Genomic DNA, 17782 nt, shown 5'->3' with positions numbered 1-17782 from the left:
CGGGCGGGGGCGGCAACACCTTCGACCTCGACCGGCAGATCGCCGGCTTCGCGCTCGGCGCCGACATCCGGCTGCCGAGCGGGGTCCGGTTCGGCCTGGTCGGCGGCTACACCGAGACCAACCTCGACAGCGCCGGCCGGCAGGGCGGCGGTGCCCGGGCGGAGAGCGCGACGCTCAAGAGCGGCTTCGGCGGCGTCTACGGCGGCTACGCGTTCGGCCCGGTCTCGGTGCGGCTGGGCGCCCTCTACGCCGATACCGACACCCGCACCCGGCGCAGCGTGCTCTACGGCCTGTCGGACAGCCCGACCGGCCATGGCGGCGGCCACACCGTCCAGGGTTTCGGCGAGATCGGCTACCGGTTCGCGTTCGGCGCGGCCTCGGCCCTGGTCTCGAAGGACGGGCCGGCGGTGGCGGCCTCGTATATCGAGCCGTTCGTGGGCGGGGCCTATATCGGCATCCGGCGCGACGGGTTCGCGGAGACCGGGGGCGCGGCGGCGCTGGTGAGCTACGCGCGCGACTACGACCTCGGCGCGGTGACGGCGGGGGTGCGGGCGCAGACCAGCCTGGATCTGGGCTTCGGGCTTCCTCTGACGGCGCACGGGCAGCTGGGCTACCGGCGGGCGTTCGGGGACGTGGTGCCGACGGCTCTGCTGAGCTTCGGCAGCGGGCCTTCCTTCCTGAGCGCGGGCGTCCCGATCGACCGGGACGCGCTGGTGGCCGGCGCCGGGCTCGACCTGGCGGTGGCACCCAACGCCAGCCTGGGCGTGGCCTATACCGGCCAGGTCGGCGCCCGCGCCCAGGACCAGGCCGTGAAGGGCAATTTCACCCTCCGGTTCTGATGGGCGCTCTGTCACACGACTGACGCGGTCCGGCCGCTAGAGCCGCGCCCGGACTGGGTGCGGCTCTAAGTCGTTGATGCGACGCGCGCTCGCCGGCGAGCCGGGCCGATCACGAGCGTACACGAGGGATCCGCATGATTGACCCCACGGTGTCGGCTTTGTCCCTCGGCGCGATCCTGGCCCTCGTCCAGATCGCCAGCATCGCGATCGCGGGCCGGCGCATCGGCCAGGTCCACGGCGCCTCCACCTTCCCGGCCGGCGCCCCCGTCTCCCTGGTCCGCCCGCTCCACGGGATCGAGGCGTTCAGCGACGAGATGCTGGCCCGCAGCTTCCGCCTCGCCTATCCGGCCTACGAGCTGATCTTCTGCGTGGCCGATCCCGACGATCCGATCGTGCCGCGGGTGCAGCGCCTGATCGCCGACCACCCGCAGGTGCCGGCCCGGCTGATCCTCGGCGACGAGCGCATCAGCGACAATCCGAAGCTCAACAATTGCCTGCGCGGCTGGCGCGCCGCCGCGCATGACTGGGTCGTGCTGGCCGATTCCAACGTGGCCATGCCGCCGGACTACCTCCAGCGGCTCCAGGCGGCCTGGCGGGACGAGACCGGCCTCGTCTGCTCGACCCCGGCGGGCGCCCGTCCGGGCAGCTTCATGGCCGAGGTCGAATGCGCCTTCCTCAATACGCTGCAGGCGCGCTGGCAATACGCCGCCGAGGCGTTTGGCCTGGGCTTCGCGCAGGGCAAGAGCATGCTCTGGCACAAGCCCTTCCTGGAGGCCCAGGGCGGCCTGCAGGCGCTGGCCTCCGAGATCGCCGAGGACGCCGCCGCCACCAAGCTGGTGCGGGCGGCGGGCAAGCGCGTCCACCTGGTCGCGAGCCCGTTCGAGCAGCCGCTCGGCCCCCGCGGCTTCCGCGAGGTCTGGGCCCGGCAGCTGCGCTGGGCGCGGCTGCGGCGGGTGACCTTCCCGCTGTTCTTCGCTCCGGAGATCGGCAGCGGCGTCCTGCTGCCGGCGCTCCTGATCGCCCTCTGGGCCGGCAGCCTGACCGGACTCGCGGGCGCTGCCGCCCTCGCCGGGCTATGCTATATCGCCGAAGACCGGCTCGCGGCCCGCGCGGGCTGGCATCGCGGGCCGCGGATGTGGGCGGCCTTCCTGGTGCGCGACGCGCTGATCCCGGCGATCTGGCTGGGGGCCTGGGTGCAGAGCGCCATCGTGTGGCGCGGCAACGCCATGGATGTGCGCCCCCGCCGGGCGAGCGTCGACCGCGCCTGCGCGCCGACGGCGTGACCGCGCGGGAGCCGGAGGTCGGGACATGACGCGCCGCTACGCCCTCTACTGGCTCCCCGCGCCCGGCTCGGGGCTCGCGGCCTTCGGCAATGCCGTGCTCGGCTACGACAACGTCGCCGGCGCCCCGGTCCCGCATCCGGACGGGCTCGGCGACCTCGCCGCGGTCACCGCGGGGGCCCGGATCTACGGGTTCCACACGACCCTCAAGGCGCCGATGCGCCTCGCCCCGGCGGCCGAGGAGGCGGACCTTCTCGCGACCGCCCGGGACCTCGCGGCCGGGCACCCGCCGGTTTCGCTCGGCCCGCTGCGGGTCGCGGCGCTCGGGCCGTTCCTCGCCCTGGTGCCCGAAGCCCCGCCGCCGGAGCTCGGCCTGCTCGCCGCCGAATGCGTCGCCGCCCTCGATCCGCTGCGGGCGCCGCTCTCGGAGGCCGAGCGCGCCAAGCGCCGCCCGGAGCGCCTCGATCCGCGCGGCCGCGCGCTCCTGGCCCGCTGGGGCTACCCGTATGTCTTCGAAGCCTTCCGGTTCCACATGACGTTGACCGATGCCCTGCCGGAGCCCGGCCGCGCCGCCTGGCTGCGCCGGCTGACCGAGGCCTACGCCGCCTCCGGGCCGGAACCCGTGGTGATCGACGCCGTGAGCCTCCTGTCCCAGGACGGGTCCGAGCCGTTCCGGCTCCTGGCGCGCCTGCCCTTCGGGGGCGCCCATGGCTGAGCATTATCTGGGCCTCACGCCCGCGATCGACCCGAGCGCCCGGGTCACCGAGTGCCATCTCGGCCGGTACACCGAGGTCGGCGCCCGCACGCGCCTGACCGAGACCGTCCTCGACGATTATTCCTACATCAGCCAGGACGGCGAGGTGATCTACACCACCATCGGCAAGTTCTGCTCGATCGCGTCCCACGTCCGGATCAACCCGGGCAACCACCCGATGGAGCGCGCGAGCCAGGCGCATTTCACCTATCGGGCCCGTGCCTATTGGCCGAAGGAGGTGGACGAGGAATCCTTCTTCGAGCGCCGCCGGTCCAGCCCGGTGACCATCGGCCACGATGTCTGGATCGGCCACGGGGTCGTCGTGCTGCCCGGCCGCACCATCGGCACCGGCGCCGTAATCGGCGCGGGGGCGATCGTGACCCGCGACGTGCCGGCCTACACGATCGTCGTCGGCAACCCGGCCCGGCCGGTGCGCCGCCGCTTTCCGGAGCCGATCGCCGAGCGCCTGGAACGCCTTGCCTGGTGGGACTGGGACCACGAGCGCCTGCGCCGGGCGCTGCCGGATTTCCGCGCGCTCTCGATCGAGGATTTCCTGGAACGGTACACAAGTTGGTCCGGGACATAGAGCGCAGCGCTCTGCGCGTCCGCTGCTTTGGTGCGCCGACTAAATAAATCGGATCGTATTCGTCATCCAATCGTCGTCGAAGAGGCGTTTAGCTGCGCGCATTCCGCAGCGGATGGACATGAATGCTCGTCGTCGAGGATCTCACGCGTCAGTACGGCGGCCGCCGGGCCGTGGACGGTGTCTCGTTGCAGATCGAGCGCGGGACCTTCGTGGGCGTGATCGGCCGGTCTGGAGCCGGCAAATCGACACTTCTGCGCCTGATCAACCGGCTTGCCGACCCGAGTTCGGGCCGCATCCTCTATGACGGCCGCGACGTCACCGGCCTGACGGGCCGGGCCCTGCGGGAATGGCGCACCCGCTGCGCCATGATCTTCCAGCAATTCAACCTGGTCGGCCGGCTGGACGTGATGAACAACGTCCTGATGGGCCGGCTCAGCCATGTGCCGACCCATCGGTCCCTGCTCCGGATGTGGTCCGACGAGGACCGGGCCATGGCGCTCGCCGCCCTCGAGAGCTTCGACATGGGCGAGTTCGCCGGCCAGCGGGCCGACGGCCTGTCGGGCGGGCAGCAGCAGCGCGTCGCCATCGCCCGGGCCCTCGTGCAGGAGCCGGAGATCCTGCTGGCCGACGAACCGGTGGCGTCCCTGGATCCGCGCAACACCCGCCTGGTGATGGACGCGCTGGCCGCGGTGAACCGGCGCTACGGCATCACGGTCCTGTGCAACCTGCACTCGCTCGACCTCGCCCGCGCCTATTGCGACCGCCTCGTCGGGCTCGCCGCCGGCCGGGTGGTGTTCGATGGCGGCCCGTTCGACCTCACCGAGGATGTGGCGCGCCGCCTCTACGGCCTGGAGGCCGGCGAGGTGCTGGACGATTCCGCCGAGCGCGAGGCGGAGCAGCGGGCGGCCATGCCGGGGCTCCCGGGCCTCGTGCCGGTCCAGCCCATCCGCGAGGCCGCCATCGGCGCCTGAGCCGGCGGCGTCGGGACCAAAACGCTAAAAACGACGGGGCGGGGAAGCGCCTGGCTTGGTGTGCCGATTGCGGTCGGCCGATCCAGCGCCTGATACGGATCTGAGACTCACACGATGATCACCCGACGCACCCTCGCCGCCGCGGCAGCGCTCGCGCTGCTCGGCCTGCCGGCCGCCGCCCAGGATTGGAAGGCCAAGTATCCCGAGCTGAGCCTGGGGGTGATCCCCGCGGAGAACGCCAGCGGCACGGCCGACCGTTACGCGCCTCTGACCGCTTACCTGACCAAGGCGCTCGGTGTGCCGGTGAAGCTGCGGGTCGCCAGCGACTACGCCGCGGTGATCGAGGGCCAGCGCGCCGGCAACATCCAGATCGCGTTCTACGGGGCGGCCTCGCTCGCCCGTGCCGCGATGACCGGGGTGAAGCTCGAGCCGATGGTGAGCCCGGTGCACGAGACCGGAACCGCGGGCTATTACTCGGTGATCTACGCCTTGGCCTCCAGCCCGTACAAGACGGTCGAGGACCTCAAGGGCAAGAAGCTCGCCCTGGTCGATCCGAACTCCACTTCCGGCAACCAGGCGCCGCGCTTCTTCCTGAAACAGGCCGGCTACGACGTCGACACGCATTTCGGCAAGGCCGTCTATGCCGGGAGCCACGAGAACGCCGTGCTGGCCCTGACCCAGGGCACCGTGGATGCGGCGGCGAACTTCTGGAACTCCGAGACGGACAGCAATCTCACGCGCATGCTCACCAAGGGCGTCGTGAAGGACGCCGCCGGCAAGCCGATGCAGAAGTCGGACTTCCGCATCGTGTTCAAGTCCGGCGCCCTGCCCGGGGACGCTTACGCCGTGCTGGCCACCCTGCCCGACGACCTGAAGGCCAGGATCCGCCAGGCCTTCGTCGATCTGCCCAAGGCCGACACGGCGGCGTTCAATCGGCTTTCCGACGGCAAGGATCTCGGCGTCACCCCGGTGACGCTCAAGGACTACCAGCCGGTCATGGACATGCTGAAGGCCAACGACGAGCAGCGCAAACGCTCCTGATCCCGGCTTTCACCCGGTTCGCGCCGCGTTGCGGGCGCCACCGCCTCACCACCGGCATGCCGCCGCCCGGCGGCCGGCCGATCCATCACCCGAGGACCACACGATGATCACCCGACGCACCCTCGCCGCCGCGGCCGCGGCGCTCGCCCTCCTCGGCCTGCCGGCCGCCGCCCAGGACTGGAAGGCCAAGTATCCCGAGCTGACCCTGGCGGTCATCCCGATGGAGAATGCCAGCGGCACCAACGACCGCTACGCTCCCCTGGCGAACTACCTGAGCAAGGCGGTCGGCGTGCCGGTGAAGCTGCGGGTCGCCAGCGACTACGCCGCGGTGATCGAGGGCCAGCGCGCCGGCAACATCCAGATCGCGTTCTACGGTGCTGCCTCCTTCGCCCGGGCCGTGATGACCGGCGTGAAGATCGAACCGATGGTGAACCCGCAGCACGAGACCGGCGCGTCGGGCTATTACTCGGTGATCTACACGCTGGCCTCCGGCCCGTACAAGACGATCGAAGACCTCAAGGGCAAGAACCTGGCCCTGGTCGATCCGAACTCCACCTCCGGCAACCAGGCGCCGCGCTTCTTCCTGAAGCGGGCCGGCTTCGACGTGGACAAGCATTTCGCCAAGGTCGTTTACGCCGGGAGCCACGAGAATGCGGTCCTGGCGCTCACCCAGGGCACCGTGGACTCTGCTGCCAACCTGTGGAACTCCGAGACCGACACGATGGTAACCCGCATGGTTGCCAAGGGCGTGCTGAAGAACCCAGATGGCACGCCCATGAAGCAATCGGACTTCCGGGTGGTGTTCAAGTCCGACTTCTTGCCGGAGGGCCCCTATGCCGTGCTGGCGAGCCTGCCGGGCGACCTGAAGGCCAAGATCCGCCAGGCCTTCCTCGACGTGCCGACCGCCGACAAGGCGGCGTTCGACAAGCTGTCCGACGGCAAGGATCTCAGCCTCACCCCGGTGACGCTCAAGGATTACCAGCCGATCATCGACATGCTGAAGTTCAACGACGAGCAGCGCAAGAAGTCCTGATCGCAAGCCTGATCGGACCCCCGCCTTGCGCGGCCTGACACCCCTGCCGCCGGAGCGGGAAGCCGCCCTCTCCGGCCTGTACGCGGCGGCGAGCGGCGCCGCCCGCCGCCGCACGCTCGCGAGCTTCGCCGTCGTCGCGGTGCTGGCGCTGCTTGCGGCCCTCGCCGCCGAAGTGCGGCCGCTGGTCTTCGCCGAGAATATCGGCAAGTTCACCGCCTATCTCGCGCAGATCTGGCCGCCGGTCGGTCTCGAGCATCCGCTCGAGGATGTGCGCGCCTGGTACTGGGGCCTGCCCAAATGGCTCGCCCTGCTCGGCGAGACCGTGCTGATGGCCTATCTCGGCACCTTGCTCGGCGGGCTCGCGGGCTTCGCCCTCAGCTTCGTGGCCGCCGCCAACCTGGTGCGGTCGCCCACGGTGCGCTTCGTCGCCAAGCGCTTCCTGGAGGTGTGCCGCACGATTCCCGACGTGGTGTTCGCGCTGCTGTTCGTCATCGCCTTCGGGCTCGGCCCGATGGTCGGCGTGCTGGCCCTGGCAGTCCACACCACCGGGGCGCTCGGCAAGCTGTTCTCCGAGGTGGTCGAGAATATCGACATGCGGCCGGTCGAGGGCCTGTCGGCCTCGGGCGCCAGCTGGATCGAGACCGTGCGCTTCGCCGTGCTGCCGCAGGTCCTGTCGAACTTCGCCTCCTACGCGTTGCTGCGCTTCGAGATCAACGTGCGCGGGGCGGCGGTGCTGGGCTTCGTCGGCGCCGGCGGCATCGGGCAGGAGTTTCTGGCCGCGATCCGCAACTTCTACTACGCGGATGTCAGCGCGATCCTCGGCCTGATCATCCTCACCGTCATCGGCATCGACCTCGCCACCGAGCAGGTCCGCCACCGGCTGACCGGCACCGAGGAGGCCCGATGAGCAAGGCCCGCTCCGAAACCCTGCGGGCCGAGGCTCGGGCCGAGCTCGCGCGCCTGCGCGCCCGCTACCCGGCGCAGTTCCGGACGGATTGGCCCGCGCGCCTGCGCGCCGCGCTGCTGCTCGGCGGCCTGATCGGGCTGGCCGGCTTCGGCGCCTGGCAGTTCGAGATGTCGCCCGCGCGCCTCCTCTACGGGCTCGGGCGCCTCGGCTCCTTCGCGCTGCTGATGCTGCCGCCCTCGCCGGAGGGGCATCTCGGCACCTTCGTGCACGCCCTGGGCGAGACGCTGGGCATCGCCTTCCTGGGCACCCTGACGGCGGCGATCCTGGCCTTCCCGGTGGCGCTGCTCGCCGCCCGCAACGTCGTGCCCAACCCGTTCGCGCATTTCGCCGTGCGCCGGGGCCTCGACGTGATGCGCTCGGTCGACGTGCTGATCTGGGCGCTGATCTGGATCAACGTCGTCGGCCTCGGCCCCTTCGCGGGGATGCTCGCCATCGCGTGCTCGGATTTCGGGGCGTTCGGCAAGCTGTTCTCCGAGGCGATCGAGACCTGCGACCGGCGGCCGGGCGAGGGCGTCGTCGCCTCGGGCGGCTCGGCCCTCCACCGCATCCGCTTCGGGCTGATCCCCGGGGTGCTGCCGGTGCTGGCGAGCCAGGTGCTGTATTTCTTCGAATCGAACACCCGCTCGGCCACGATCATCGGCATCGTCGGGGCGGGCGGCATCGGCCAGTACCTCACCGAGCTGATCCGCGTCCTGGAGCTGCAGCAGGTCGCGTTCCTGGTGCTGATGATCCTCGCCACCGTGGCGGCGATCGACTGGGTCTCGACCCGCCTGCGCCGGGCGATCATCGGGCCGGCGGCGCGCTGAGCGATTTCAGCCGCCGATCACCAGCTCGACCCGGTCGGCGGCGAACAGCGTGCGGTTCGCCTGGATCGGCACGCCCGCGGAGTCGATGTTGACGCTCGACACCACCATGACCACCCGCCCGGGGGCGATGTCGAGGCGCTCCGCCTCCTGGGCATCGGCCGGGCGGGCGCGGATCCGCGTCGAGAGGCGGGTGTAATCGTGCACCCCGCAGGCCGCGAAGGCGCGGGTGATCGAGCCGCGCTCGGCGTAAGCCGCGGCGAAGCCGGAAAAGCGTGGCAGGGGCAGCCAGGTCTGCGCGGTCGAGATCGGGGCATCGTCCGCCCGGTGGATCGTCAGCAATTCGAGGATCGGCGCACCCGTCTCGATCGCCAGCGCCGCCGCCTGTTTGGGGCCGGCCGGGACGGTGGCCGAGGCGAGCAGGTCGCCCCAGGCCTCGCGCCCGGCCCCGGTGACGATCTCGGAGAAGCGGGTGCGCGGTCCGATCGGGTAGGCGAGCGGCGCCTCCTCCACGAAGGTGCCGCGCCCCTGGCTGGCGCGCACGAGGCCGCTCTCGGCCAGGGCGGCGAGCGCCCGCCGCACCGTGTGCCGGTTGACCGCGAAGCGCGCGGCGAGCGCCGCCTCGGTCGGCATCTGCTGGCCCGGCGCGTAACGCCCGGCCGCGATATCGGCGGTCAGCGCGTCGGCGATCTGCCGCCACGCCGTCAGCCCCTCTCCCCGGACGAGGCCGGGCGCCTGCTCCTGTGCATCCATCCTGTCATCCAAACTTCATTTGCGCCCGGCACGCTAGTTGTCTACACGACTAGACAACAGCTCGACAGAGGGATTCGCGATGGCGACGAGCCCGCTTCACCAAGGCCCGGATGAGAGTGCGGCCCGCCGGGCCGTGATGGCGCTCTGCGCCGATGCGAGCCGGGACGACCTCGACGCCGCCTTGCAGACCCTCGCAGCCCCGCCCATCGAGGACCTGCGCCCGCCCGAGACCGGGCTGGTGATGGCCACGGGCCGAATCGGCGGCGACGGGCGGCCGTTCAATCTTGGCGAGGTCAGCGTGACCCGGGCGGCGATCCGGCTCCCCGACGGGGCCACCGGCTTCGCCTACCATCTCGGCCGCGACCGCATGAAGGCGCGGCTCGCCGCCACCCTCGACGCGCTCTGGCAGGATCCGTCCCGCCGCGCCCGGGTCGAGGACGCGCTCCGGTCGGCTGCCGAGAAGGCCGAGGCCGCCCGCCATCGGGCGGCCCGTCGCACCGCCGCCACCCGCGTCGATTTCCTGACGCTGGCCCGCGGGGAGGATTGAGCATGCTCGCACCCGGCTTCGCCGATCCGGTCCACGACGCGCAGGGGACGTTCCGCGCCGTGATGGACGCCCTCGCCCGCCCGGGCCTGCCCCGGCGCCTGGAGGCCGGGCTGGAACCCCCGGCGCCGCTGACCCCGGAACTCGCCGCCATCGCGCTGGCGCTCACCGATGCCGACACGCCGGTCTGGCTCGATGCCGGTCTCGCGGCCGCGCCCGAGGTCGCCGCCTATCTGCGCTTCCACACCGGGGCGCCACTCACCGACGACCCGGCCCGGGCGGCCTTCGCGCTGATCCGCGATCCGGCCCGATGCCCGCCGTTCGTCCGCTTCGCGCCGGGCACTCCGGCCTATCCCGACACCTCGACCACCCTGGTGCTGGCTCTGGACACGATCACGGCCGGGGAGGGGCTGCGTCTCACCGGTCCCGGGATCGACGGTACGACGCGGATCGCGCTCGCGCCCCTGCCGGAGCGGTTCGTCGCGCAGCTGGCCGAGAACCGCGCCGGGTTCCCGCTGGGAATCGACCTGATCCTCACCGCCCCCGGCCGCGTCGCCGGCCTCCCGCGCTCCACCGCCGTCACGGAGAGCTGACCGATGTATGTGGCTGTGAAGGGCGGCGAGGCCGCCATCGACAACGCCCACCGGCTGCTCGCCGAGACCCGCCGGGGCGACCCGGCCGTGCCGGAGCTGACCGTCGCGCAGATCCGCGAGCAGATGACGCTCCTGGTCGACCGGGTGATGGCCGAGGGCTCGCTCTACGATCCCGACCTCGCCGCGCTGGCCCTCAAGCAGGCCCGCGGTGACGTGGTCGAGGCGGTCTTCCTGGTCCGCGCCTTCCGGACGACGCTGCCGCGGTTCGGCGCCTCGAAGCCGGTCGATACCGGCGCCATGGCGGTGGCGCGGCGGGTCTCGGCGACCTTCAAGGACCTGCCCGGCGGCCAGGTGCTCGGGCCGACCTTCGACTACACCCACCGGCTGATCGACTTCGCGCTCGCCGGCGCGGGCACGGTCGAGCCCGCCGCCGAGGCCGAGCCGCGCGACGATGCCGGCACCTGCCCGCGGGTCACCGACTTGCTGGCCCAGGACGGCCTGATCGAGCCTTCGCCTCCGGATGACGGCGCCCCCGTGGGCGACCTCACCCGGGAGCCGGTGGATTACCCGGCCGACCGGGCCCTGCGCCTCCAGGCCCTGGCCCGGGGCGACGAGGGCTTCGTCCTCGGCCTCGGCTACTCGACCCAGCGCGGCTACGGCCGCACCCACCCGTTCGTGGGCGAGGTCCGGGTCGGCGACGTGGCGGTGGAGTTCGTGCCGGAGGAGCTGGGCTTCCCGGTGCCGCTCGGCCGGATCCGGCTCACCGAGTGCCAGATGGTCAACCAGTTCACGGGCTCCGGGACGACGCCGCCCCAATTCACCCGCGGCTACGGGCTCACCTTCGGGCAAAGCGAGCGCAAGGCGATGGCCATGGCCCTGGTCGACCGGGCACTGCGGGCGGCGGAGCTCGGCGAGCCCGTGACGAGCCCGGCCCAGGACCAGGAATTCGTGCTCGCCCATTGCGACAGCCTCCAGGCCACCGGCTTCGTCGAGCACCTGAAGCTGCCCCACTACGTCGACTTCCAGGCGGAGCTGGAGCTGGTCCGGCGCCTGCGCGCCGAGTTTTTTCGAGATTCAGACAGCGTGCAGGAGGCGGCCGAGTGAGCGCGACAGCGATGATCGAGCCGAGCCGATCCGAAGCCGGCTACAATTTCGCCTACCTCGACGAGGGCACCAAGCGGATGATCCGCCGGGCCATCCTCAAGGCCATCGCGGTGCCGGGCTACCAGGTGCCGTTCGCCTCCCGGGAGATGCCGATGCCCTACGGCTGGGGCACCGGCGGCGTGCAGGTCACGGCGGCGGTCCTGGGGCGCGCGGACGTGCTCAAGGTGATCGACCAGGGCGCCGACGACACCACCAACGCGGTCTCGATCCGGCGCTTCTTCGCCCGCACCTCCGGGGTCGCCACCACCACCCGGACCACCGAGGCGACGATCATCCAGACCCGCCACCGCATTCCGGAGACGCCCCTGCGGGAGGGCCAGGTTCTGGTCTACCAGGTGCCGATCCCCGAGCCCCTGCGCTTCCTCGAGCCGCGCGAGACCGAGACCCGCCAGCTCCACGCCCTGCGCGAGTACGGCGCCATGCACGTCAAGCTCTACGAGGATATCAGCCGCCACGGCCACATCGCCACCACCTACGCCTACCCGGTGGAGGTCGCCGGCCGCTACGTGATGGACCCGTCGCCGACGCCGAAATTCGACAACCCGAAGATGGATGATTGCCCGGCCCTCCAGCTGTTCGGGGCGGGGCGCGAGCGGCGCATCTACGCGGTGCCGCCCTACACCTCGGTGCGCAGCCTCGACTTCGAGGACCATCCGTTCCGGGTGCAGCAATTCGACCAGCCCTGCGCCCTGTGCGGCGCCGAGGGGGTCTATCTCGACGAGATGCTGCTCGACGATGCCGGCCGGCGGATGTTCGTCTGCTCGGACACCGATCATTGCGAGGGGCGCCGCGCGGACGGCCATGTCGGCACGGGAGACGCGGTATGACCGGCCTCACGGTCCGCCGGGCCGGAAAGCCCGACCTCCCGGCTGTCCTCGCCCTCTACGCCGAGCTGAATGCCGGCCGGGTGGCGACAATCGATCAGGCCGAGACGCTCCTCGACCGGATCGTCACGGCCTATCCCGATTACGGGCTCTACCTGGCGGAGGTCGACGGCGGGATCGTCGGCACCTTCTGCCTCGTCATCCTGGACAACATCGCCCATTGGGGCATGCCGTCGGCCCTGGTCGAGAGTGTGGTGGTCGCGTCCGGGCATCGCGGCGGCGGCCTCGGCCGGGCGATGATGCGCGAGGCGTTCCGCATCGCCCAGGCCCGGGGCTGCTACAAGCTCGCCCTGTCCTCGAATGTCGACGCCAAGCCGACGCACGCCTTCTACGAGAGCCTCGGCTTCGAGCGCTACGGCTACAGCTTCCGCCTTGATCCGCCCTTCGTGCCCGACGCCGCAGAGGTGACCCGATGAGCGAGCCCCTGCTGCAGGTTCGCGGCCTGACCAAGCGCTACGGCGCGCGCCTCGGCTGCGCCGACGTGTCGTTCGACCTCGATCCCGGCGAGGTGCTGGCGATCGTGGGTGAATCCGGCTCGGGCAAGTCGACGCTGCTCTCCCTCGTCGCCACCGAGCTGGCGCCGGATGCCGGGACGGTCTCCTACCGGATGCGCGACGGCGTGCTGCGCGACCTCGCCGGCCTGAGCGAGGCCGAGCGCCGGGCGCTGATGCGCACCGACTGGGGCTTCGTGCGCCAGGACGCGGCCCAGGGCCTGCGCATGACGGTCTCGGCCGGCGGCAATGTCGGCGAGCGCCTGATGGGGGTCGGCGAGCGCCATTACGGCCGCATCCGCGGGCAGGCGCTCGACTGGCTCGGCCGGGTCGAGATCGCCGCCGACCGGATCGACGATCCGCCCACGCGCTTCTCCGGCGGCATGCGCCAGCGCCTGCAGATCGCCCGCAACCTCGTCACCGGCCCGAGGCTGGTGCTGATGGACGAGCCGACCTCGGGGCTCGACGTCTCGGTCCAGGCCCGGCTGCTCGACCTGATCCGGCGGCTCTCGGCCGAGCTCGGCCTGGCGGTGATCATCGTCACCCACGACCTCGCGGTGGCGCGGCTGCTCTCGCACCGGATCATCGTCATGCGCGCCGGCCGGGTGATCGAGACCGGCCTGACCGACCGGGTGCTCGACGATCCCGAGCACGCCTACACCCAGCTCCTCGTCTCCTCGGTGCTCGCCGCATGACCGCGCTTCTGACCTTCCAGGACGTCGCCAAGAGCTTCACCCTGCACCTGCGCGGCGGCGTCGTTCTTCCGGTGGTGGGCGGGGTGAGCCTCTCGGTGGCGCCGGGCGAGTGCGTGGTGCTCGGGGGCCCCTCCGGGGCAGGCAAGTCCTCGCTCCTGAAGATGGCCTACGGCAATTACCGCTGCGATGCCGGCGCGATCCTGGTCCGCGACGGCGACGCCGTGGTGGACGTGGTGCGGGCCGATCCGCGCCGGATGCTGGCCCTGCGGGCGCGGGTCATCGCCTACGTGTCACAGTTCCTGCGGGTGATCCCCCGGGTCTCGACCCTCGACGTGGTCGAGGCCGCCGGCCGCGAGGGCGGCCTGTCCGAGGACGCGGCGCGCGCGCGGGCGAAGGATCTGCTGGCCCGGCTCAACCTGCCCGAGCGGCTCTGGAGCCTCCCGCCCGCCACCTTCTCCGGCGGCGAGCAGCAGCGGGTCAACATCGCCCGGGGGCTGATCGCCGACCGGCCGCTGCTCCTGCTCGACGAGCCCACCGCCTCCCTCGACGCCAGCAACCGCGCCGTGGTGGCCGCGCTCGTGCGCGAGAAGCTGGCCGCCGGGGCCGGCGTGCTCGGCATCTTTCACGACAGCGAGATGCGCGATGCTGTGGCGACGCGAATCGTCGACGTGACGCGCTTTGCGCAAGCCCGGGCGGCCTAGCGCGGCGTGGCGGGAATCGGAGCCGGCACGACGCGCTAGACCAGTGATTCACATCGTCTTTTTCCGAACGCTGGATGCCACCGTGCGGGACGAGGCTGTAGAGGAGTTCCGATGAGCGACCTGATCCTCGAGAACGCGATCCTGGTCCTGCCGGACCGGGTCGAGCACGGCTGGCTCGCCGTCACCGACGGCCTCATCGCGGAGATCGGCACCGGGCGCGCGCCCGAGCGCGGCCTCGACCTCGGCGGCGACCACCTGATCCCCGGGCTGATCGAGCTGCACACCGACCATCTCGAGAGCCATTTCGCGCCCCGGCCCAAGGTCCGCTGGCATCCCCTCGGCGCGGTGCTCGCCTACGACGCGCAGATCACCGCCTCGGGCATCACCACGGTGTTCGATTCCCTGCGCGCCGGCAGCGACCCCGACGGCAGCGGTCTCGGCTCCGAGCTGAAGCAGCTCGCCGCGGCGATCGAGACCGCGCGCGCCGGCGACCTGTTCCGGGCCGAGCACTACACGCATCTGCGCTGCGAGCTGCCGTCCGCGGACGTGCTCGACACGGTGGCGGATTTCAACGCGCGCTACCCGATCGGCCTGATCTCGCTGATGGACCACACCCCGGGCCAGCGCCAGTTCCGGGATATGGAGAAGTACTACACCTACGCCACGCGGGGCGGCCGCACCCTGGAGGAGATCCGGGTCAACACCGAGCGCAAGATCCGGGAGGGGCAGGCGCTGAACGGCCGCAACCGTCCGGCCCTGGTCCAGTTCGCCCAGGAGATGGGCATCCCCCTGGCGAGCCACGACGACACGACCCTGGCCGATGTCGAGCTCGCCGCCGGCGAGGGCGTGGCGCTGGCCGAGTTCCCGACCACCCTGGAGGCCGCCGAGGCCGCCCACGGGCGCGGGATCACCGTGATGATGGGCGCGCCGAACCTGATCCGCGGCGGCTCGCATTCCGGCAACGTCGCCGCCCTGGCGCTGGCCGAGGCCGGCCATCTCGACATCCTGTCGTCGGATTACGTGCCGGCGAGCCTGCTGATGGCAGCGTTCCTGCTGCCCGAGCAGGCGCCCGCGATCTCGCTGCCGCAGGCGCTGGCCACCGTCACGGCCAATCCCGCCCGCGCCACCGGCCTGACCGACCGCGGCGCCCTGCAGGCGGGCCTGCGGGCCGACCTGGTGCGGGTCCAGCGCGCGGAAGGGGTGCCGGTGGTCCGGGAGGTCTGGCGCGCCGGCCAGCGGGTCGCCTGATGGCGGGCTGCCTGGTCCTGGTGGTCGGCCCGAGCGGCGCCGGCAAGGATACGCTGATCCGGCTGGCCCGGGCGGAGCTGGCGGGCGACCCGCGCTACGTCTTCCCCCGCCGCCTCGTGACCCGGCCGCCCTCCGGCGACGAGGACAACGACGAGATCGACGCGGCCGCCTTCGAGACCGGCTGCGCGTCCGGCGCCTTCACCCTGCATTGGCGCGCCCACGGCCTCGGCTACGCGATTCCGGCACAGGCCGCCGATCTCGCCGCGGGCGGGCATATCGTGGTCTGCAACGTCTCGCGCCGCATCGTCGAGGAGGCCCGGGGCGGCGACGTTCCGGTCAGCGTGGTCGAGGTTACGGCGCCCCCCGAGATCCTGGCCAGCCGCATCGCGGCCCGCAACCGGGCGGAGGACGGCGACCTCGCCGCGCGCCTGGCCCGCGAGGCCCGGGTCCGGGCCGACCTGACCATCCTCAACACCGGCACGCCCGACGAAGCGGCGGCCCGGCTGATCGCGCATCTGCGCGCCTGCTAGGCCGTCTCGCGACAGCCCGAAAACAAGACGGGCGCGCGCCGATCCCGGCACGCGCCCGCGAAAATCAGCCCGGGCGGTTCGCTCCCGGGCCGCGCCTGTCGGCTCGGTCCTAGAAGCCGCCGAACTTGTAGTTGAAGCCGGCGCGGACGATGCTGCCCTCGGTCCGGAAGCGCGAGATGTACGAGCCGTTGCCGACGCCCGGAAGCGCGGCGACGAGGACGCTCTGGCTGCCGAGGTCGTAGTGCAGGTACTCGGCCTTGATGGTCACGGCGTCGTACTTGATGCCGAGATACTTGCCGACCGCGAAGTTGTTCAGGAAGCTGTCGGTCGGGATCGCGAACTCGATGCCGCCGCCATAGGCGAAGCCGGTCTTGAAGTCGTCGTAGCGGCCGGCGAACTGCAGGGCGCCACCCGGGGTGTAGAAGTTGGCGTCGTGGAACACGTTGCCGTAGGCGAGACCGCCCATGCCGTAGACCAGGACCCGGTCGAAGGCGTAGCCGGCGCGGCCGGTGAGGGTGCCGAGCCAGTCGAGGCTCTGGCGGAACTGGCTGAGGTTCGGCGGGCCGCCGGCGACGTTACCGGTGCCGAGCACGACGCGGTTCTTGGTGATGTCGGTCCAGTCGATGCTGTTGGCGATACCGACCACGATGCCAGAGCCCGGCGTGAACTGATAGTTGTAGCCGGCGGTGCCGCCGATGTTGGCGAAGCCGTCCTGCGTGGTCGAGGTCACGGCCGGGCGGCGGCCCAGCGCGACGTTGGCGGCGTTGCCCGGCAGGACGCCGACCGTGGTGATGCGCTCGCGGTCGGTGAAGGTGTAGGCCGACTCGAGACCCGCGTAGAAGCCCGTCCAGGTGAAGACCGGAACCGGAGTGAAGACCGGCGGCGGCGCGGCGCGACGCGGCAGGTCGGCAGCGACGGCGGCCGTCGAGACCAGCGCCGTGGCGGCGGTGGCGAGGAGGAACTTCTTCATCATGTTTGCGGGACCCGGGTGACCAGTGGTTGTCGCCACTTAAGCTCGGCCGCTTCAGGTCCGCTATGCCCTGCAAGCCACACTGTGTCTCGAAAGTGTCCACCGGAAGTGGTGAGCATCAGTATCCGCGTCGTCCAATGTGGCGGCTCGGCGCTTGACAGACGGCGTCGCACCGGGGGCCTCGTGCGCGCCGGACCTTGATCGCGAGCGGCCGAGCCTCTAAGCGGACCGCGTTTTTCGCCCCTCTTCACGTTCGGGGCGGCCGACCAGGATCCGGGGAACAGCGTGGTCCCCGCCGCAGGAATGGGAATCATGGGCAAGGAAAAGTTCTCCCGCACCAAGCCGCACTGCAACATTGGCACGATCGGTCACGTCGACCACGGCAAGACGTCGTTGACGGCGGCGATCACGAAGGTTTTGGCGGAGACGGGCGGGGCGACGTTCACGGCCTACGACCAGATCGACAAGGCGCCTGAGGAGAAGGCGCGCGGGATCACGATCTCGACGGCGCACGTGGAGTACGAGACGCAGAACCGGCACTACGCGCACGTCGACTGCCCCGGCCACGCCGACTACGTGAAGAACATGATCACCGGTGCGGCCCAGATGGACGGCGCGATCCTGGTCGTGTCGGCGGCTGATGGCCCGATGCCGCAGACCCGCGAGCACATCCTGCTGGCCCGCCAGGTCGGCGTCCCGGCGCTGGTGGTGTTCCTGAACAAGGTCGACATGGTCGACGACGAGGAGCTGCTGGAGCTGGTCGAGCTCGAGGTGCGCGAGCTCCTGTCGAAGTACGACTTCCCGGGCGACGACATCCCGATCACCAAGGGCTCGGCGCTGATGGCGCTGGAGGACAAGGAGCCCAAGATCGGCAAGGACGCGGTCCTGAAGCTGATGGAGACGGTGGACAGCTACATCCCGCAGCCGGAGCGTCC

The 17782-nt window shown here is 71.4% G+C and carries 21 protein-coding genes; 19 read left to right on the top strand and 2 right to left on the bottom strand.

What is annotated here, in order from left to right; genetic code table 11:
- The 9 genes from BMZ47_RS27345 to phnE (BMZ47_RS27305) form a co-directional block, all read left to right on the top strand.
- Nucleotides 1-839: autotransporter outer membrane beta-barrel domain-containing protein (locus BMZ47_RS27345; protein WP_139221087.1), on the top strand; the 839-nt coding region annotated here is incomplete at its 5' end.
- 134 nt (nucleotides 840-973) lie between these two features.
- Nucleotides 974-2122, top strand: a complete 1149-nt coding sequence (locus BMZ47_RS27340; protein WP_091865516.1) for a ceramide glucosyltransferase — start codon at nucleotides 974-976, stop codon at nucleotides 2120-2122.
- A gap of 25 nt (nucleotides 2123-2147) precedes the next feature.
- Nucleotides 2148-2834, top strand: a complete 687-nt coding sequence (locus BMZ47_RS27335; RefSeq protein WP_091865513.1) for a DUF1045 domain-containing protein — start codon at nucleotides 2148-2150, stop codon at nucleotides 2832-2834.
- A complete protein-coding gene (locus BMZ47_RS27330) occupies nucleotides 2827-3459 on the top strand; it encodes an LbetaH domain-containing protein (protein ID WP_091865510.1) in 633 nt (210 codons plus the stop codon). The genes BMZ47_RS27335 and BMZ47_RS27330 overlap by 8 nt, the downstream gene beginning before the upstream one ends.
- Before the next feature lie 122 nt (nucleotides 3460-3581).
- On the top strand, nucleotides 3582-4430 hold the full coding sequence (gene phnC / locus BMZ47_RS27325) for a phosphonate ABC transporter ATP-binding protein (RefSeq protein ID WP_007560215.1): 849 nt from the start codon (nucleotides 3582-3584) through the stop codon (nucleotides 4428-4430).
- Nucleotides 4431-4544: 114 nt separating this feature from the next.
- Nucleotides 4545-5471 (top strand): phosphonate ABC transporter substrate-binding protein, encoded by a 927-nt coding sequence (gene phnD, locus BMZ47_RS27320; RefSeq protein WP_007560213.1) that lies wholly within the window; start codon nucleotides 4545-4547, stop codon nucleotides 5469-5471.
- 103 nt (nucleotides 5472-5574) lie between these two features.
- Nucleotides 5575-6504, top strand: coding sequence for a phosphonate ABC transporter substrate-binding protein (gene phnD, locus BMZ47_RS27315; protein ID WP_091865507.1), 930 nt, complete (start codon nucleotides 5575-5577; stop codon nucleotides 6502-6504).
- Nucleotides 6505-6529: 25 nt separating this feature from the next.
- A complete protein-coding gene (gene phnE, locus BMZ47_RS27310) occupies nucleotides 6530-7411 on the top strand; it encodes a phosphonate ABC transporter, permease protein PhnE (RefSeq protein WP_091865504.1) in 882 nt (293 codons plus the stop codon).
- Entirely contained in the window at nucleotides 7408-8277 is an 870-nt protein-coding gene (gene phnE, locus BMZ47_RS27305; protein WP_091865502.1) for a phosphonate ABC transporter, permease protein PhnE, read from the top strand. The genes phnE (BMZ47_RS27310) and phnE (BMZ47_RS27305) overlap by 4 nt, the downstream gene beginning before the upstream one ends.
- Before the next feature lie 6 nt (nucleotides 8278-8283).
- Here the strand turns inward: phnE (BMZ47_RS27305) and phnF are convergent, their stop codons facing one another.
- On the bottom strand, nucleotides 8284-9027 hold the full coding sequence (gene phnF, locus BMZ47_RS27300) for a phosphonate metabolism transcriptional regulator PhnF (protein ID WP_091865499.1): 744 nt from the start codon (nucleotides 9025-9027) through the stop codon (nucleotides 8284-8286).
- Nucleotides 9028-9106: 79 nt separating this feature from the next.
- Between phnF and phnG the strand changes: the two genes are divergently transcribed.
- The 9 genes from phnG to phnN all read left to right on the top strand — a co-directional run bounded on the left by phnG (nucleotide 9107) and on the right by phnN (nucleotide 15877).
- Nucleotides 9107-9574, top strand: coding sequence for a phosphonate C-P lyase system protein PhnG (phnG, locus tag BMZ47_RS27295; protein WP_007560203.1), 468 nt, complete (start codon nucleotides 9107-9109; stop codon nucleotides 9572-9574).
- A 2-nt stretch (nucleotides 9575-9576) separates the two neighbouring features.
- Nucleotides 9577-10164: a phosphonate C-P lyase system protein PhnH gene (gene phnH, locus BMZ47_RS27290; protein WP_091865497.1), complete on the top strand. Its 588-nt coding sequence runs from the start codon at nucleotides 9577-9579 to the stop codon at nucleotides 10162-10164.
- A gap of 3 nt (nucleotides 10165-10167) precedes the next feature.
- Nucleotides 10168-11268, top strand: coding sequence for a carbon-phosphorus lyase complex subunit (locus BMZ47_RS27285; protein ID WP_091865494.1), 1101 nt, complete (start codon nucleotides 10168-10170; stop codon nucleotides 11266-11268).
- 11 nt (nucleotides 11269-11279) lie between these two features.
- Nucleotides 11280-12155: an alpha-D-ribose 1-methylphosphonate 5-phosphate C-P-lyase PhnJ gene (locus BMZ47_RS27280; protein WP_039902374.1), complete on the top strand. Its 876-nt coding sequence runs from the start codon at nucleotides 11280-11282 to the stop codon at nucleotides 12153-12155.
- Nucleotides 12152-12628, top strand: a complete 477-nt coding sequence (locus tag BMZ47_RS27275; RefSeq protein WP_091865491.1) for a GNAT family N-acetyltransferase — start codon at nucleotides 12152-12154, stop codon at nucleotides 12626-12628. Before BMZ47_RS27280 ends, BMZ47_RS27275 begins: the two co-directional genes overlap by 4 nt.
- Nucleotides 12625-13398 (top strand): phosphonate C-P lyase system protein PhnK, encoded by a 774-nt coding sequence (gene phnK, locus BMZ47_RS27270; RefSeq protein ID WP_091865488.1) that lies wholly within the window; start codon nucleotides 12625-12627, stop codon nucleotides 13396-13398. Before BMZ47_RS27275 ends, phnK begins: the two co-directional genes overlap by 4 nt.
- A complete protein-coding gene (gene phnL, locus BMZ47_RS27265) occupies nucleotides 13395-14099 on the top strand; it encodes a phosphonate C-P lyase system protein PhnL (protein ID WP_091865485.1) in 705 nt (234 codons plus the stop codon). The genes phnK and phnL overlap by 4 nt, the downstream gene beginning before the upstream one ends.
- 111 nt (nucleotides 14100-14210) lie before the next feature.
- On the top strand, nucleotides 14211-15347 hold the full coding sequence (locus BMZ47_RS27260) for an alpha-D-ribose 1-methylphosphonate 5-triphosphate diphosphatase (RefSeq protein ID WP_007560188.1): 1137 nt from the start codon (nucleotides 14211-14213) through the stop codon (nucleotides 15345-15347).
- Nucleotides 15347-15877 (top strand): phosphonate metabolism protein/1,5-bisphosphokinase (PRPP-forming) PhnN, encoded by a 531-nt coding sequence (gene phnN, locus BMZ47_RS27255; protein ID WP_091865482.1) that lies wholly within the window; start codon nucleotides 15347-15349, stop codon nucleotides 15875-15877. The genes BMZ47_RS27260 and phnN overlap by 1 nt, the downstream gene beginning before the upstream one ends.
- A gap of 109 nt (nucleotides 15878-15986) precedes the next feature.
- Here phnN and BMZ47_RS27250 read toward each other — a convergent pair whose 3' ends face one another.
- Entirely contained in the window at nucleotides 15987-16850 is an 864-nt protein-coding gene (locus BMZ47_RS27250) for an outer membrane protein (protein ID WP_091865480.1), read from the bottom strand.
- A gap of 309 nt (nucleotides 16851-17159) precedes the next feature.
- On the opposite strand from BMZ47_RS27250, the gene BMZ47_RS27245 reads away from it, so the two are divergent.
- The coding region (locus BMZ47_RS27245) for a GTP-binding protein (RefSeq protein ID WP_139221086.1) at nucleotides 17160-17782 on the top strand (623 nt) is incomplete at its 3' end.

The organism is Methylobacterium brachiatum, assembly GCF_900113845.1.
Lineage (GTDB): Bacteria > Pseudomonadota > Alphaproteobacteria > Rhizobiales > Beijerinckiaceae > Methylobacterium > Methylobacterium brachiatum.
This window is presented reverse-complemented; position numbering and strand designations above follow the sequence as displayed.

Excerpts from the sequence above, each read along its gene's own strand:
- BMZ47_RS27330 (WP_091865510.1), top strand. The coding sequence starts at position 2,827 with ATGGCTGAGCATTATCTGGGCCTCACGCCCGCGATCGACCCGAGCGCC.
- BMZ47_RS27250 (WP_091865480.1), bottom strand. The coding sequence starts at position 16,850 with ATGATGAAGAAGTTCCTCCTCGCCACCGCCGCCACGGCGCTGGTCTCG.
- BMZ47_RS27335 (WP_091865513.1), top strand. The coding sequence starts at position 2,148 with ATGACGCGCCGCTACGCCCTCTACTGGCTCCCCGCGCCCGGCTCGGGG.
- phnE (WP_091865502.1), top strand. The coding sequence starts at position 7,408 with ATGAGCAAGGCCCGCTCCGAAACCCTGCGGGCCGAGGCTCGGGCCGAG.
- phnC (WP_007560215.1), top strand. The coding sequence starts at position 3,582 with ATGCTCGTCGTCGAGGATCTCACGCGTCAGTACGGCGGCCGCCGGGCC.
- phnK (WP_091865488.1), top strand. The coding sequence starts at position 12,625 with ATGAGCGAGCCCCTGCTGCAGGTTCGCGGCCTGACCAAGCGCTACGGC.
- phnL (WP_091865485.1), top strand. The coding sequence starts at position 13,395 with ATGACCGCGCTTCTGACCTTCCAGGACGTCGCCAAGAGCTTCACCCTG.
- phnG (WP_007560203.1), top strand. The coding sequence starts at position 9,107 with ATGGCGACGAGCCCGCTTCACCAAGGCCCGGATGAGAGTGCGGCCCGC.
- BMZ47_RS27340 (WP_091865516.1), top strand. The coding sequence starts at position 974 with ATGATTGACCCCACGGTGTCGGCTTTGTCCCTCGGCGCGATCCTGGCC.
- phnD (WP_007560213.1), top strand. The coding sequence starts at position 4,545 with ATGATCACCCGACGCACCCTCGCCGCCGCGGCAGCGCTCGCGCTGCTC.
- BMZ47_RS27275 (WP_091865491.1), top strand. The coding sequence starts at position 12,152 with ATGACCGGCCTCACGGTCCGCCGGGCCGGAAAGCCCGACCTCCCGGCT.
- phnN (WP_091865482.1), top strand. The coding sequence starts at position 15,347 with ATGGCGGGCTGCCTGGTCCTGGTGGTCGGCCCGAGCGGCGCCGGCAAG.
- BMZ47_RS27280 (WP_039902374.1), top strand. The coding sequence starts at position 11,280 with ATGATCGAGCCGAGCCGATCCGAAGCCGGCTACAATTTCGCCTACCTC.
- phnF (WP_091865499.1), bottom strand. The coding sequence starts at position 9,027 with ATGGATGCACAGGAGCAGGCGCCCGGCCTCGTCCGGGGAGAGGGGCTG.
- phnH (WP_091865497.1), top strand. The coding sequence starts at position 9,577 with ATGCTCGCACCCGGCTTCGCCGATCCGGTCCACGACGCGCAGGGGACG.
- BMZ47_RS27285 (WP_091865494.1), top strand. The coding sequence starts at position 10,168 with ATGTATGTGGCTGTGAAGGGCGGCGAGGCCGCCATCGACAACGCCCAC.
- BMZ47_RS27260 (WP_007560188.1), top strand. The coding sequence starts at position 14,211 with ATGAGCGACCTGATCCTCGAGAACGCGATCCTGGTCCTGCCGGACCGG.
- phnD (WP_091865507.1), top strand. The coding sequence starts at position 5,575 with ATGATCACCCGACGCACCCTCGCCGCCGCGGCCGCGGCGCTCGCCCTC.